12 protein-coding genes are annotated in these 15,311 nt (G+C 50.5%); 4 read left to right on the forward strand and 8 right to left on the reverse strand.

Annotation, left to right across the window (positions count from 1 at the left end; all coding sequences use genetic code 11):
- Nucleotides 1–14: 14 nt before the first annotated feature.
- Both nhaD and M0220_RS08535 read right to left on the reverse strand, forming a co-directional pair.
- The gene (gene nhaD / locus M0220_RS08530; protein WP_030071354.1) at nt 15–1,493 is read right to left on the reverse strand and encodes a sodium:proton antiporter NhaD; all 1,479 of its coding nucleotides are present in this window, start codon (nt 1,491–1,493) and stop codon (nt 15–17) included.
- Nucleotides 1,494–1,788: 295 nt separating this feature from the next.
- Nucleotides 1,789–2,763: a LysR family transcriptional regulator gene (locus M0220_RS08535; protein ID WP_030071351.1), complete on the reverse strand. Its 975-nt coding sequence runs from the start codon at nt 2,761–2,763 to the stop codon at nt 1,789–1,791.
- 137 nt (nt 2,764–2,900) lie between these two features.
- Here M0220_RS08535 and M0220_RS08540 point away from each other — a divergent pair, with 137 nt between their 5' ends.
- The 3 genes from M0220_RS08540 (at nt 2,901) to M0220_RS08550 (ending at nt 6,230) form a co-directional block, all read left to right on the forward strand.
- Nucleotides 2,901–3,842, forward strand: coding sequence for a sodium-dependent bicarbonate transport family permease (locus M0220_RS08540; protein ID WP_264019138.1), 942 nt, complete (start codon nt 2,901–2,903; stop codon nt 3,840–3,842).
- Nucleotides 3,843–4,414: 572 nt separating this feature from the next.
- Complete coding sequence (gene nhaC, locus M0220_RS08545; protein WP_030071347.1) at nt 4,415–5,950, forward strand: Na+/H+ antiporter NhaC; 1,536 nt, start codon at nt 4,415–4,417, stop codon at nt 5,948–5,950.
- A gap of 112 nt (nt 5,951–6,062) precedes the next feature.
- On the forward strand, nt 6,063–6,230 hold the full coding sequence (locus tag M0220_RS08550; protein ID WP_264019139.1) for an FAD-dependent oxidoreductase: 168 nt from the start codon (nt 6,063–6,065) through the stop codon (nt 6,228–6,230).
- A 38-nt stretch (nt 6,231–6,268) separates the two neighbouring features.
- On the opposite strand, the gene M0220_RS08555 is transcribed toward M0220_RS08550, so the two are convergent.
- The gene (locus M0220_RS08555) at nt 6,269–7,195 is read right to left on the reverse strand and encodes a LysR family transcriptional regulator (RefSeq protein ID WP_264019140.1); all 927 of its coding nucleotides are present in this window, start codon (nt 7,193–7,195) and stop codon (nt 6,269–6,271) included.
- 185 nt (nt 7,196–7,380) lie between these two features.
- On the opposite strand from M0220_RS08555, the gene M0220_RS08560 reads away from it, so the two are divergent.
- Nucleotides 7,381–10,491: a bifunctional diguanylate cyclase/phosphodiesterase gene (locus tag M0220_RS08560; protein WP_030071343.1), complete on the forward strand. Its 3,111-nt coding sequence runs from the start codon at nt 7,381–7,383 to the stop codon at nt 10,489–10,491.
- Nucleotides 10,492–10,541: 50 nt separating this feature from the next.
- Here the strand turns inward: M0220_RS08560 and M0220_RS08565 are convergent, their stop codons facing one another.
- From M0220_RS08565 to M0220_RS08585, 5 genes are read right to left on the reverse strand one after another with little or no spacing between them, the layout of a single operon-like run.
- Nucleotides 10,542–11,558, reverse strand: coding sequence for a CobW family GTP-binding protein (locus M0220_RS08565; protein ID WP_264019141.1), 1,017 nt, complete (start codon nt 11,556–11,558; stop codon nt 10,542–10,544).
- A gap of 3 nt (nt 11,559–11,561) precedes the next feature.
- Entirely contained in the window at nt 11,562–12,569 is a 1,008-nt protein-coding gene (gene moaA / locus M0220_RS08570) for a GTP 3',8-cyclase MoaA (protein ID WP_030071339.1), read from the reverse strand.
- Nucleotides 12,566–13,819 carry a molybdopterin molybdotransferase MoeA gene (moeA, locus tag M0220_RS08575; protein WP_264019142.1) on the reverse strand — a complete coding sequence of 418 codons (1,254 nt, stop codon included), beginning with the start codon at nt 13,817–13,819 and terminating at the stop codon, nt 12,566–12,568. The genes moaA and moeA overlap by 4 nt, the downstream gene beginning before the upstream one ends.
- A complete protein-coding gene (mobA, locus tag M0220_RS08580; RefSeq protein ID WP_264019143.1) occupies nt 13,816–14,451 on the reverse strand; it encodes a molybdenum cofactor guanylyltransferase MobA in 636 nt (211 codons plus the stop codon). Before mobA ends, moeA begins: the two co-directional genes overlap by 4 nt.
- The gene (locus tag M0220_RS08585) at nt 14,448–15,305 is read right to left on the reverse strand and encodes a formate dehydrogenase accessory sulfurtransferase FdhD (protein ID WP_030071332.1); all 858 of its coding nucleotides are present in this window, start codon (nt 15,303–15,305) and stop codon (nt 14,448–14,450) included. The genes mobA and M0220_RS08585 overlap by 4 nt, the downstream gene beginning before the upstream one ends.
- Nucleotides 15,306–15,311 lie beyond the last annotated feature (6 nt).

The raw sequence follows: 15,311 nt of genomic DNA on the forward strand, positions 1-15,311 counted from the left end.
ATGACAGCTGCTTGCTAGCCAAAGACGGCAAAGCTGTCAGCGTTAAGCCACATATGCACGATGATACTGGCAACGTAGCCAAGGAAAATCACCGGTGCCCAGCGCAGGTGGCCCATAAACGTGTAGGCGCCTCGTGCTTGGCCCATCACAGCAACACCCGCTGCTGAACCAATTGAGAGCAAGCTACCCCCTACACCTGCTGTCAGCGTAATCAGTAACCAATGGCCGTGAGACATCTCTGGCTCCATGGTAAGTACAGCAAACATTACCGGAATGTTATCGACAACCGCTGAAACAACCCCCAAGACAATATTGGCCCAGGTGGCATTCCAACCGGTGTAAAGCGCTTCGGAAAGCAGCCCAAGGTAGCCCATAAAGCCTAGGCCGCCGACACACATCACCACCCCGTAGAAGAACAACAGGGTGTCCCACTCGGCACGAGCAACACGGTTGAAAACATCAAACGGTACTACGCCACCTAACTGCTCAAGCTTCTTGTTGTCGCCCCGGCGACTGTAGCGTTCACGCTTGCGCTCCAGTGAACGGGGAAGGCTGCGACGTAGGTAATAGCCAAAAAATTGCAGATAGCCAAGGCCTGTCATCATGCCGAGTACAGGCGGCAAGTGCAGTAGTGTATGGCACATCACAGCGGTGGCAATGGTGATCAAAAATAGCGCAATAATTCTCCGTGCACCGCGCTTTAGCCAGACATCTTCATACACACTGCTGGGCTTCTGATCCTTGATAAATATGCTCATAATGACAGCAGGAATCAGGAAGTTAACCAAGGAGGGCAGGAATAGGATGAAAAATTCCTGGAATTGGATCAGTCCTGCTTGCCAAACCATCAGCGTAGTGATGTCACCAAAGGGGCTAAAGGCACCACCAGCGTTAGCAGCCACCACAACGTTAATACAAGCGAGATTAATAAAGCGCTTATCACCTTCAGCCACCTTGGTGATAACTGCGCACATCAACAGTGCCGTGGTTAAGTTATCAGCAATGGGAGACAGCACGAAGGCCAGGCCACCCGTTAGCCAGAATAACTGACGATAGCTAAAGCCTTTGCGCAGCATCCATGAGCGAAGGGCATCAAAGACGCGGCGCTCTTCCATGGCGTTGATATAGGTCATAGCAACGAGTAGGAACAGCATTAGCTCGGTGAACTCCAAAAGTGTCACACGAAACGCATACTCTGACGTTTCCGACATGCCATTTTGGACGTACACCCAGCCAATGAGTCCCCAAATAATACCGGCGGCTACCAAGACGGGCTTAGACTTACGCATGTGGATTTTTTCTTCTGCCATGACCAACCCATAGGCCAGTACGAAGATGGCAACAGCGAAAAAACCAACAGCAGACGTAGTGAGATCAATATCGCCTGTTACAGCGAACGCCGGTGTGCCAAGCAAGGGTAGTAAAGCTACTAATAAAAAAAGCCAGCGACGATAGGATCGTGGCTGACTTGAGTCATTATGCAAGGTAAGCATGCGACGTTATTCCCCATGGTTAAGTGGATGAAAGTGGTGTAGAAGCCGCGATATTGTAGCAGCCCGTATTGCAACGCAATATGTAATAAAAGCGAATGAAACTGCTAAATAAGAAGCTAAAAGAGACTTTTTTTATAAATTAATCGTTTCGCTAATAGCAATGTTAAAAAAACGGTGTAAAGAGACATTTTCATCCAAGAGTCATTTCCAAACTAAATAACCGTATCAGTGAGGTGAAAGCCCAGCGTCGATTGAGTGTCGAGCGTGAGCTCTTGCGTTCAAGCAACGGTTAGGTTCATGACGATGTTCGCAAAGGAAATGAGGGGTATTCTCCCAGCAGCTTAGCCAGCTCGTTACAGATAAAGCGTGGTTCTATCCATTGTGTTAGGTGTTCATGAACGTAATGCAAAAAGCGTTGTGCTGATTGTGGCAAGCGTTGGTCATTACGCACAATAAATTGCCAGTGGCTTTCAATAGGTAACCCTTCAACGGGTAAAACCACTAGGTCAGGGTGTTCATTGGGCAAAACGTGCTCGGATAACACTGCAACGCCCATATTAGCGGCAACACTGACTCGAATAGCCTCGTTACTTGCCATCTGCAACGTTTTTTGCATGGTTAGCCCGTGCTCCTGAAGCCAGCTGTCTAACAGCATGCGCGTAGCTGAACCAGGTTCACGCAGCAGTAAGCGTTCAGTGAGGAGCTGTTCCATAGAAACGCTGGCCTGCTGGGCAAGCGGGTGGTCAACACTAGCGATGGCAACTAAGGGGTTACGCATAAAGCGTGAAGCGACCGCGTGCGCGAGGGCGGGGGGATGGCTGAAGACATAAAGGTCATCTTCCTGACGCTCAAAGCGGGCAAGTACTTGGCGTCGATTGCCGATATGGACAGTGACATCCACTTCTGGGAACGCTTGGCTAAAGGGACCAAGCAGGCGCGGTAGCACGTACTGAGCAGTGTTCACTAGAGCAATACTAAAACGGCCTTTACTGCCGTGTTGTAAGTCGCTTAGCTGGTCGGCAAAATCGTCAAAGCGTCCCAGCACATCGCGGCTTGCCTGATAAAGAGCTTGCCCGGTTGCAGTCATCGCTAGTCGCTGGGAGTGCTGTTCTAACAATGGGCTACCCACTGCCTCTCTTAGCCTTTTTAGCTGTTGTGACACCGTTGGCTGGGTAAGGTGGAGCTGGCGTGCGGCTTCGCTAATGGAGCCGCATCGAACAACGGTGACATAGACCTGTAACAACCTGAAGGTCAGATGGCGAATATTCACAGTGGCTCATTACTCCTAGAAACGTATTAAAGATAAGTATAGAAAATTATCTATGGGTTTCTTTCAATATATTATTAGTTATCTAGTGTAGTCGCTCGCAAAATGCAGCCTCTTTTTGATCCTAAGGAGCAATGGCGATGCCAGATATTGTGGTGATGTTTTTCCTACTAGGCCTCGTTGCTGGAGCGGTAAAGTCAGACCTGCAAGTCCCCAAGGCTACTTACGACACCTTAAGCCTGCTACTAATGCTTACGATTGGTTTGAAGGGCGGGATGGCGCTGCATGGCAATATTCATTGGGGGTTAGTACCAGAGCTGGCTGGCGTCGCCTTGCTATCGGCGTTTATACCGCTATTGTTGATGCCGGTGCTTCGCCGTTGGGTGCGTCTTTCTCCCGCTGATAGTGCTAGCATCGCTGCTCACTATGGCTCCGTCAGTGCAGGTACCTTTGCGGTTGCGTTAGCGTATGTGGAAGCTCGCCAGTTAGTGGTTGGCAGTGAAGTGACGCTCTACTTAGTGGCGATGGAGTTGCCTGCGATTATGGTGGCAATAGCTCTATTTAGACGCCACCAAGGCGCTGCTGTTAAAGAGAGCACCAGTAAGCTATGGCATGAAACCCTAACCAACCGTGGCGTTATTTTATTGGCTGGCGGGGTCGTCATCGGCACGCTGTATGGGCCGTTTCAAGGAGAAGAAGTCACCGCACTGTTTACAGGGGCTTTTAAGGGTGTGCTGGCGCTGTTTTTGTTAGAAATGGGGTTAACCGCCGCGCAAACGTTACGTCCAATGCCTTGGCACCACTGGCGCTTAGTCACTTTTGCTCTGGTGACACCGCTATTGTTATCGCTACTGGGCATTCTAGTAGGAACTCTGGTTGGATTGCCGATTGGGTCTATCGTAATACTTGCCTCTTTGGCTGCCAGTGCGTCTTATATTGCCGCTCCCGCCGCCATGCGCGCCGCTATTCCACAGGCAAATATTGGCCTTGCCATGCTCGCTTCGCTTGGGATCACGTTCCCTCTCAATGTGATGTTAGGCATTCCGCTCTATCACAGGTTAATTGAGTACTTACTTAGCTAACAAAAGAGTAGCGCTATTGGCCGCTCTCTCAACACTATCGCCACAATGTGATCGGCTTTAGTAATGTTTGTTATTTTTTAGTGGGGTTAAACACCCGTCTCGCTTTCAGCGAGACGGGTGTTTTTGCTTGGTCTATTTTTTGGCTTTTTGGCTATTCTGCAGATTTTTTAGGCTGCTAAAAGATATTTTTTTTATTAAAAATACAGTGTTTGCTTTAGTTTTTAGGTAAATAAGTTAATTGTCTTAAAGTGTTAATTTTAAGCATGAATGTTTAGTCGTTGTGTGTTTCCCCTGAATGCAGCACGAAAACCCGAGAAATAGACACGTTAAGTCTTCGTTACCTTCGTATTCTTTTGTTACAGGGACGTGATTGCAATGCCGTTCGTATGTGGAAAGCGTAGTGACGCATTGTAAGTAGTCAGCTGACATAGATAAAAAGGCAGGACAGTACAATGCTAAAAAACATGTCTACTGCCAGTGATCTAAACGATAAATCTAAGAAACTCTAGTAATACGAGAATAATAGCTGCTGATAAACCTATCAAAAGCTCAATAATGACGAGGATAATAAGATGGAAGAAAAACCAAAAAGGGTTCGTCAAAAACCCAGCCTTGGGCTTGCCCTAACGCCTGTTATATTGACGCTCATCGCCATTGGTGTGCAGATTTTCTATTTTGGCGACTTTACCCCTCATATTCCGCTAGCCATCGGTTTAGCGATTACGTCGCTTGTTGGAATCAAACTAGGTTTTCGCTGGAAGCGCATTGAAGACGGTGCTTTTCACGTTATTAACGTCTCACTCCCCTCGGTTTCGGTGTTGATCTTAGTGGGCATGATTATTGGCGTTTGGATCGCTAGTGGTACCGTGCCCAGTCTGATCTATTACGGCCTTTTACTGTTGTCTCCTGCTTTTTTCCTTGCCGCAGCGATGTTGATTTGTGCGGTGGTGTCCGTTTCCTTGGGCACTTCCTGGGGTACGGTTGGTACCGTCGGTTTGGCGCTGGTTGGAATCGGTGCTGGATTTGATATTCCCATTTATTGGACTGCAGGCGCGGTAGTGTCTGGCGCTTTCTTTGGCGATAAGGTCTCTCCGCTGTCCGATACTACCAATCTAGCCTCTGCAGTAACCGGCAATAATGTCTTCTCGCACATCAAAAACATGATGCCGACGACGATTCCGGCCATGCTAATTGCGTTGGTGATTTATCTGGTGGTGGGTTTCACGATGATTGATGACCAAGCCGCCTCGTTTGAACGTATCAACGCCATTACTGCATCTCTGGATGAAAATTTCACGATTTCTCTATGGTTACTGCTTCCGGCCGTGCTGGTTATTATCTTAGCCGTTAAACAGATGCCCCCCATCCCCTCGCTATTTGCTGGGGTCCTTGCCGGTGCGGTAACGGCGATGGTGGTTCAGGGCGTAGGTCTGCACGATATTGTGACGTATGCCAACTACGGCTACTCCATTGAGACGGGTGTTGATGCCATGGACAGCTTGCTGAACCGTGGTGGTATTCAGTCGATGATGTGGACAATTTCGCTGATTTTAATCGCGCTGGGTTTCGGTGGTGCGCTAGAGAAAACCGGCTGTCTCGAGACGATCATTACGGCCATTATGGCTAAAGTGCGCTCTTTCAAAGGGGTTCAAACGTCTGCGATTGCCACGTCCTTTGCAACTAACTTAGTGGCAGGCGACCCCTACTTATCGATTGCACTGCCGGGTCGCATGTATGCGCCCACGTACCGGGGATTGGGCTACTCGACGCTTAACCTGTCACGGGGTATTGAAGAAGGCGGTACGTTGATGTCTCCTTTAGTGCCTTGGAATGCCGGCGGCGCCTTTGTCATCAGTGTCCTGGGACTGGGAATCACCGACGGAAACGTTGAGAACCTGCTGTATATCCCGCTGGCCTTTGCCTGCTGGCTAGCCCCGGTACTCGGTATTCTTTACGCCCAGTTAGGCTGGTTCTCACCAAAAGCGACTGATGAAGAGCGTGCTTTGTGGGAGAGCCAGGGAGAAGCAATCGCCTCCTCATCAGCGCTCGGTGCCGCCGCTGATTCTGCTGTCACTAGCGCGACGCCGGTTTCCAGCTCAAGTGGCTAATTCTTAACGAATTAGACGTCGATTGTTCTAACGTTAGCGTAAGCATTTTATCGATTTGTCAGCACCCTGACCTGCTAAAGGCAGGGTGCTTGGCGTTTCCAGGAGAATAATAATGACCACAACGCATCCAGCCGTGGTGATCGGAGGTGGAATCGTTGGTATTTGCTGTGCGTTATATCTGCAAAGAGAGGGACTCGAGGTTACGTTGGTAGAGCCAGCTAGGGTTAACCATAGGTGCTACAACGGGACGCTTGGTAGCCGACCTACTGCATGGGCGTAAGAGTCCGTTGGAGATTCGTCCTTTCAGCGCGTCGCGGTTTAAGCTGATGGGGCATTAACTGACGCTGAACGTTTCACAAACCTGAGAAATGCATCAATGACTCGGTTAGGGCGACGGTCATTGCGAGTGATCATTACAAATGGTATTTGATAGCGAAGGGTGGCAGCATCAATGGCGCGCATCTTGCCTGCGTTAACCCATTGCGCAGCAACATGCGCGGGTAGAAAACCAATGAAGCGCCCAGTAAGAATCAAAAAGGCAGTGCCTTCACGATCAGAGGCGGAAGCCTGTAGATTAAGTGCATCATGTGCCTCACGCGCACTGTTAGGGAGTGGGTAACGAGGCATTATCGCTGGATAAGATGCTATTTTTTCAGCGGTTAGAGTCTTATCTGTATCTGTAAATAGCGGATGAGTTGCTGCGCAGTAGAGGTAGGACGGCTCATCGTATAGATGGTGTGTTTCTAAGCTAGCGGGTAGGTTTACATCGGGAACCACGCCGACATGTAAGTGCCCGTCCATAACACTTCGAATAATGGCATCTGAGGGCTCCATGTGAATATTAATGGTGACTTCATGGTTTGGTGCTGTCAGCTCGGCGAGCGCGTTGGTGACATGCATCGCGGGTAAGGTGACCAAGTTATCAGTAATACCGATATTTAGTTCACCTTTAATAGTATGATGCAGCGCATTGACGTCGCTTTTAAAATCTTCAAGCGCAGTAAGTAGGGTTAAGCCCGCCTGGTAAATTTCTTTGCCCTCTTCGGTTAAGCTAAACCCGCCTCTGCCACGTTGACATAACGAAAACCCTAGCCTGCCTTCTAAGTCGTTCATGTGTTGGCTAATGGCCGAACGACTGATGCCTAAGGCGGTCTCCGCAGCAGTAAAGCCGCCACACTCGACAACGGTTTTAAAAATACGCACTAAGCGCACTTCATAGTCACCCATTTGGCCTAACGATGCCATGGCAGCCTCTTGTTAAGTAAAATAACGTCGTTTAGTGAGTATTTTTGCTGAAAATTGATATACAACAAAAACAAGCCACGCCACTATTGAACCCTGCTGCTAAAGAGACGTAGTGGTGTATCGTCGTCTGTTTTTTTATATTGTACTAGGTGTGCTGTGAAGTACCTGAACAAGGTCTAACTATAATGCTGCTTTCTCGCAGTGGTAAAATAACTGAAAACAGGCAGCTAACCCCTGTCTATCGCCGTCAAAAACGTCGTGTTATTGCGATTTATATAGTGTCTCTATGTACGATGATGGCGTTGTTTGGTTGGTTGCTCAAAGGCCAATACCACCAAGAAGTCCATGCGGCTGAGTCCCGTATCATTGCACGCGCCAACGTGGTTTCTGAATGGGTAAAAGGCGTGTTTGGTCAAAGTGGTCAAGGGTTATTTAGCCTGGCTGAGCTGTTGGACGTTTATCAAATAACTACCTTAGATCAGAATCATTTAGAGGCTGAAACTTCGAGGGCTCTTCAGCAGGTGTTCAAAAATCTTGCTCAGTATGTGCCGTTGATTGATGAAGTAAGTATTCTGGATGACGAAGGGCGCGTATGGCTGGGCAGCGGTGATGAGCAGCATGTTGGAGATGAGCTAGGTAATAGCGTTTTTTTTCGTACGTTTGTGCAAGGTGAACAGGCTGAAAAAATGACGCCGCTACTTCGGTCAATGCATAGCGAGCGTTTTTACCTTTATCATGGTCAGCGTTTAGTAAATGATAATAACAATCTTGTGGGCGTGATTATGTCCCGTATTATGCCGCAAGTTTTGGTCGATACACTGAGGCAAATGCGGGTATACGACGGTGAGACTATTGCGTTAATAGATGAAAATTTACGGGTAATTGCTAGGCATCCAGCACCGGACGGGGGGATCACCATTGGTAGTCAGGTGAATGCACCCTCTACTCAGCAGTGGTTGGAGAGTGGTGATATTTCTCAAACACTCACCGCTATTTCGCCTATCGATGGGCATAAACGCTTATTACACATGCAAAGAATTAGTGACTATCCGGTATTTGTGGTGGTGGGGGTTGACCTACGTACACTGATGGCGGGATGGTATCAGCGACTATTGGTATTGTCCTTGGTCGCGATCTTAATGACGTTGCTAGGTGCATGGGGGGTTCGCCACTACCTCAATCGTCTCACACTAGCTTATCAGTTACATGAGCGAATAAAAGAACGAGAGCTAGCGCGGGCGGAAGCCCAAGCACGCGGCGCGCGTATGGATGCTCTGGTAAGCTCAATCCAGGATTTGATCTTTGTATTTGATGGGGATGGACGCTTTAGCTACATCCACGCAGTTGCCCCTGAGCAACTGCTCATTAATAGCCAGGATGCATTAGGCAAGCACTTTGCTCATGTTTTGCCTAGCGCGTTAGCGGCCGCTTTTACTGCTGTTTTTGAAAGAGTGCAGCAGTTTCGCCGGGTAGAAAGATTTGAATATCCATTGATTATAAATGCACAGCGACACCATTTTCATGCCACCGTTAGCCCGCTAATGAGTAGTGATGGTCAGTTTGAGGGAGTATTATCGGTGAACCGTGATATTACCGAAGCAAAGCGCGCAGAAGTGGAATTGAAGATTGCCGCCGCCGCTTTCCAGGCACACCTGGGCATTATGGTGACGGATGCCCAGGGAAATATTTTAAAAACCAACGATACGTTTAAGCGTATCACGGGCTATAGCGATGAAGAGGTAATTGGTAAAAACCCACGGATGTTTAGCTCTGGTCATCATAGCTCGTTGTTTTATAGACGTTTATGGAAGCGGGTAACAGCAACGGGGAGCTGGGAAGGGGAAATTTGGAATCAGCGTAAAAATGGCGAACTGTTTCCTGAATGGTTAACAATTAGTGCCGTATACGATGCAGAGGGCGACCTCACTAATTACGTTGCCACCATGAGTGACATTAGTGAGCGTAAAGCTGCTGAGCAAGAGATCCATCAATTAGCGTTTTACGATCCATTAACAGGCTTCGCGAACCGGCGTCTGTTTATGGATAGAATGGAAGTGGCCCTAAAAGAGCTCAATCGACACCAACGCTGCGGTGCGCTGTTAGTAATCGATATTGACCGTTTCAATCATATTAACGATACGTTGGGCCACCTCGCCGGCGACCAGCTATTGCAGCGTGTAGCCCAACGATTTGGTCAAATGTTACGTGATACCGATACGTTGGCGCGTTTGGGTAGTGACGAATTTGCTGTGCTCATCGAAGGTATTGATGGAAGCCCCCGGCAAACACGTCGCTTAGCAGAGCATATCGCCCAAAAACTGCTGGCGGCGCTTGATGAGCCCATTACTTTTTCTGAAGAGCATGTCATGGTGACTGCGAGTGTTGGCATCACTATTTTATCCGATAGCCAACTGAGTACCGAAGACTATCTTCAGCAGGTTGATATGGCCTTAGCGCAGGCAAAAACAAGCGGGCGTCGTGTTATACGCTTCTTTGATCCTGTCATGCAGGCAACGCTACTGGCGCGAGTCAAGCTTGAAGCCGACCTGCGCCAAGCCTTGGAAAGCCAGCAGTGGCGCTTGCACTACCAGCCCCAGGTTGGTCGAACTGGTCACATTACCGGCGTTGAGGCCCTGCTGCGCTGGCAGCACCCAGAGCGTGGCATGGTGTCTCCGGGCGAATTTATCCCGCTATTAGAAAGTACCGGGCTAATTAATGAGGTCGGTGAGTGGGTCATCGAGGATGCGTGCCGCCAGTTAGCCTGCTGGGCAACCATGCCGCATCTGCGTGAACTGACGATTTCTGTGAATATTAGCCCACTGCAGTTTCGCGATAGCGATTTTCTGTCTCGCTTACAGCAGGTTTTTATTCGCACAAAAGCGCCGCTTGAGCGCCTAAAGCTTGAGGTCACTGAGTCACTGTTTGTGGAAGCGCGAGATGATGCTCGCGATAAAATGCTTAGTCTGAAAGCCCAGGGCGTACGTTTTTCTCTGGATGATTTTGGAACCGGTTACTCATCACTGGCGTATCTTGCTCAGTTACCGCTTGATCAGCTGAAAATTGATCAATCATTTGTCCATCAAGTATTGGATAGCAGTGCCAATGCGGCGATTGTTGAAAGCACCATTGCCCTAGCGAAAAGCTTAAATTTAGATGTGATTGCCGAAGGGGTAGAAACAGATGCTCAACAAGCGTGGTTGTTAGCTCACGGCTGTCGTGCTTTCCAGGGTTATTTGTTTGGCCGCCCTATGCCCGCTGAAGATATTGAGGCAGCGCTCTTAGCTCAGCATTCCTAACCCTGTACTTCTAGTTCGGTACTTCTAGATCAGTACTTCTAGAGCTTACCCTAGCTCAGTGCTCCTGAAGATGATAGTTCTCTTAGTAAGCGAGTGTGGGTATGGGTGTCATTGTCAGGGGTAATGACTTCAAGCCGAGAATCCTGACGCCAAGCGCTGCTCCCAACGGTTAGCGTTCCGTCAGCTCGATTGAGTTGCTTCCAACCCAGCTCGGTATGAAATACGCCTTTGACGCGCGCAGTAGAGGGGAGCCCGCTTAAGTAAGCGGCTAAATGGTCAAGGTTAAAGTGTTCATTTGGATGCCAGCGTAGGCTAGTGCTGGTGTACCCAAGGGTGCTGGCGGTTTTTTGTTGAGGTTGACCAAGTAGAGGGGGAATATCAAAAAAACTGCCTTCCACGGTGGGGGTAGTTATCACTTGGCGGTGTGTATCAGGAATGGCTGAGCCCTCGTGAGTACGTGTTTGGCCGCCGTTCAGCAGCAGCGCTAGTGGTAACATGCCATGCTCAATGCAATGCACCCATTTGCGCGGTGGCCAGAGTTCAGTCACAAACTGCTGCGCCTGTTCGTATTGTTCGGCACTGGCTTGCTCTCCCATTGTGATCGCTACAGCATCTGCCATCGCCAGTTGATCTTGAAAGGTCTCGTGTTGGCGTACCCGTGGCTCATCTAAGCGACGCGGGTCCAGCGTGGCAATAATATCGTGCACAACCACCACGTCCTGGAAAGCCTCACCACGCAGTATATCTAATAAGCCGGCCGGATGGCCCAGCCCCGAAGGCTCAATAATGACGCGATCGGGCTTATTGCGAGCGAGTAAATTGACCAGCGCAGCTTGCAGCACAAAGGCCAGCTGGCAGCATAAGCAGCCACCGGGCAGACCTTTAACGACAACATCATTGCGCTGCTCAAACATTGTTTGATCAATGCCGATCTGACCAAACTCATTGACTAAAATGGCCCATTTTTCATCCACAGGCTTTTGCTCGATCAGGCTGTGGATAAGCGTAGTTTTACCGCTGCCGAGAAAGCCAGTAATAATATGTACTGGCACACGATTGGCTGACAACGATTACCCCCCTGTCATATTCATAAAGCGCACCACCTGGACATCACCATCGGTGGTGAAGTGATGGCGCTCGGGCTTGAGCGGTAAGGCGTTAATAATGGCCAGTTTCAATGCCTGCATATTGCCAGGATGTCTGCGCAGTACGGCACGTAAATCGACAGAATGTTCATTGCCGAGGCAGAGCAATAGGCGGCCTTCAACGGTTACCCGCACGCGGTTGCAGCTATCACAAAAGTTGTGGCTATGGGGCGAAATAAAGCCGACCCGACTGTTGCTGTCGGCCATTTTAAAGTAACGCGAAGGCCCTGGCGTAGTTTCCGTGGTCGGTGTGAGTGGGTAACGCGTCTCGATCAGCGCTTGCACGTCGTCGCTGGAGTAAAATGTCTCGGCTCGGGAGTGATCAGACACGTCGCCCAGCGGCATCTCTTCAATAAAGCTGATATCCAGCCCTTCATGGCGGGCAAACGTGACGAGGTTAAGCACTTCGTCTTCATTGCGGCCTTTCATGATGACGGCGTTAAGTTTGATGCGTTTAAAGCCAGCTTCCTGGGCGGCGTGAATGCCGTCAATGACCTTGGCTAAATCACCGGTGCGGGTTAGCTGTTTGAAGCGTTCAGGGTCAAGAGAATCAAGGCTAATATTGAGCCTGCGCAGCCCGCCTTGATAGAGCCGGTTAGCGTGTTTGCGTAGGCTCGCGCCGTTCGTGGTCATGGTGAAGTCGTCAAGCCCTGGCAGCGCGCCAATGTCATCCACCAGCTGCTCAATACCTTTACGCACTAGCGGCTCGCCCCCGGTTAAGCGGATTTTCTCAACGCCAAGTTCGGTAAACGCCTGGGCCACCATGGCAAGCTCTTCCAGCGTAAGCACTTGGGCCCGTGGCAAAAAGGTCATCTCTTCGCTCATGCAATAAACGCAGCGAAAATCGCAACGGTCCGTCACGGAAATGCGTACATAACTGACACGGCGGCCGAAATCATCAATGAGTTTTTCGGCAATTGGTTGTTTAGTCATTGCCACCTCGTCAGTGGTTGAATGCAGACTGCCTCGCCTGGTTGAGCGCTTTCTTGATGGTCACCCAGTTCAATCAGGCAGTTGGCAGCTACCATCGAGGTCAATATTCCTGACCCCTGAGCTCCGGTGCTACGTACCTGTAACACGCCTTGGGCATTGCTTGAATAAATGCCACGTATAAAGTCGGTGCGTTTTAAACGGCTTTTTAGCGGTGTTTGGGCGATGGCTGTTAAGCGCCTAGGAGGAGAGGGCGTTTGCCCTTGTAATCGTTGCAGTAACGGCACTACGAATTGGCTAAAGGTTACCATGACCGCGACGGGGTTGCCGGGTAAGCCGACAAACGGTTTACGAGCCTCACCGAGCCAACCACAAGCCATAGGACGTCCGGGTCGCAATGCTACGCGCCAGAAAGCTAATTGTCCTAATGCTTCCAACGCTTCCCTTGTGTAATCAGCGTGGCCGACAGAAACGCCCCCACTGGTAATCACTAAATCGCACTGTTTGGCGGCGCTAGCCAGGGCGTTTTGAATGGTGGTGGGGTCGTCGGGCAGAATGCCTAGATCCATCACCTCGGCCCCCTGCTCGCTGAGTAGGCCGATCAGTGTAAAACGGTTGGTGTCGTAAATGCCGGCACTGGGCAGCGCATCGCCTGGGGGCGTGACCTCATTTCCGGTGGAAAAAATAGCCACTTTGGGACGCCGAAACACCCAAACCTCACCATAGCCCAATGAAGCGATTAACCCCAAGCAGGCGGCATCTAACCGCGTGCCTGCTTCCAGTGCTATCTCGCCAATTGCAATATCTTCCCCTGCTTGGCGCACATGCTGGCCCTGGCTAACTCGGTCAGGGGCGTCGATCATGACACTAACACCCTGCTCAATAAGCTGCTCGCGCATGATGACCGTGTCGGTACCTGGCGGTAAGGGAGCGCCAGTGGTAATACGGACACACTGGCCGGAAGGCACATTACCTTCAAATGCCTGACCAGCAAAGGCATCGCCAACAATTGGCCAGCGCGTTTGATGAGGCTGCACGCTCGGCCAAGCCATGGCAATGCCATCCATGGCTGCGTTAGTATGTTGGGGTACATTGATAGGCGCGATGATGTCGCTCGCTATCCGCCTGCCATAGGCTTGGCTAAGTGCTATAGGCTCTACCCCAACGGGATGCTCCACCAAGGTCATCAGCGCTTCCCGTGCGTCATCAACGCTGAGCATCTGCTCACCAAGCTCAAAGCACGACAGGCTCATGGTGTTTCCTGCGATGGCAAACCTTTGGAAGTTGTCGTTAGGGTTAGCTCCAAACGCGACTTTTCTTCCTCGGTATTGAGGTTGGCAAACGTTTCTGGGCAATCCGACATATCTACCTTGCACCAGGAGTGGCGTGCGTACCAACGATCGATTTTGCGCTCCCCCCCAGCTAGCGCGTTTGCTAGGTCATCGGCAAGCGAGGTACGCAGCAGCGCAACGACAGGGTGTAAGCGTTCGCCGTCAAACGCAACGGCGATATCGTACTCGCCACTCTCTGAGCTGATGCCTGCCACCATACGATTCACAAGGTCATGGGGTAGGGCGGGAGAATCGCAGGGAGCGACCAGCAGCCAGGGCGTTTCAGCCGCACGCAGTCCACTGTAAATGCCCATCAACGGGCCTTTAAAGCCGCCTTCCGCATCTTCAATGACCCGTGTTGCAAACAGCGCATAGGCATCAGTATTGCGATTGGCATTGATCATGAGTTCGGCTACTTGGCCATCAAACCGTTTAGCTACATGAGCGACAAGTGGTAGCCCGGCAAAGGGTTCAAGCCCCTTATCGCGCCCGCCCATGCGACGGCCTTCGCCACCTGCGAGAATCATGCCGGTGAGGGTTTGCGGGGTGATCATATGCCAGCCTCCTTAGACGTGCGTGCGCTGGGTGGTTTGGCTGGTATGGCATCTAGCGTTAAGCGATTAGCCGTATTAATAGCCTGGAAGTTTTTGCCTTTAGCACGAGCAATCAGCATCACCCCGAAGCGCTCCGCTAGCTCGACGCCTTTTTGGGTAACCCCTGAACGCGAAACCAACACGCTGATGCCCATCTGAGCTACTTTTAATACCATCTCGGAAGTCAGGCGGCCGGTGGTATAAAAAATATCAGCACTACTGCTTTTCGCTTGATTGAGCCACTGGTGGCCTGCCAGCGTGTCTACCGCGTTGTGTCGCCCAACATCTTCAACGAAGTCAAGCACTTGATGTTGATTACACAACGCGCAGCCGTGCACTGCCCCAGCGCTGCGGTAGGTATCGTTATAAGTATTCAGATTGGTTAGCAGCTGGTAGAGCGTCGATTGGTTAAGCGGTGTCTTGGGCAACTCAGAAAGCGATGTTTGTTCCAGCAATTTGCCGAATACCGTTCCTTGGCCGCAACCGGTTGTAACAGTACGAGTGCTCAGCCGGTTTTCTAAATCGTCGGGTAAATAGTCGGTGACCACCGCGGCGGCTTCAACCTCCCAGTCGACCTGGACAACTTTCAGATCTTCCGCGCGGCGTAATAACCCTTGATTACGTAAGTAGCCCACCACCAGTGCTTCAGGATCATCGCCTAAGGTCATGAGTGTGACAATTTCGCGCTTATTAAGATAAACCGTTAGTGCGCGCTCTGCCGCGATGGCTTGTTGGCGAGTGTCGCCGTAAGCATCCATCACATTGATTGTTGTTGTAGCCGGTAAGCGGGCTTGGCTTAACTGAAGGGCGGGCATCCGCAA

Source organism: Halomonas qinghailakensis, from assembly GCF_025820815.1.
Classification (GTDB): domain Bacteria; phylum Pseudomonadota; class Gammaproteobacteria; order Pseudomonadales; family Halomonadaceae; genus Vreelandella; species Vreelandella qaidamensis.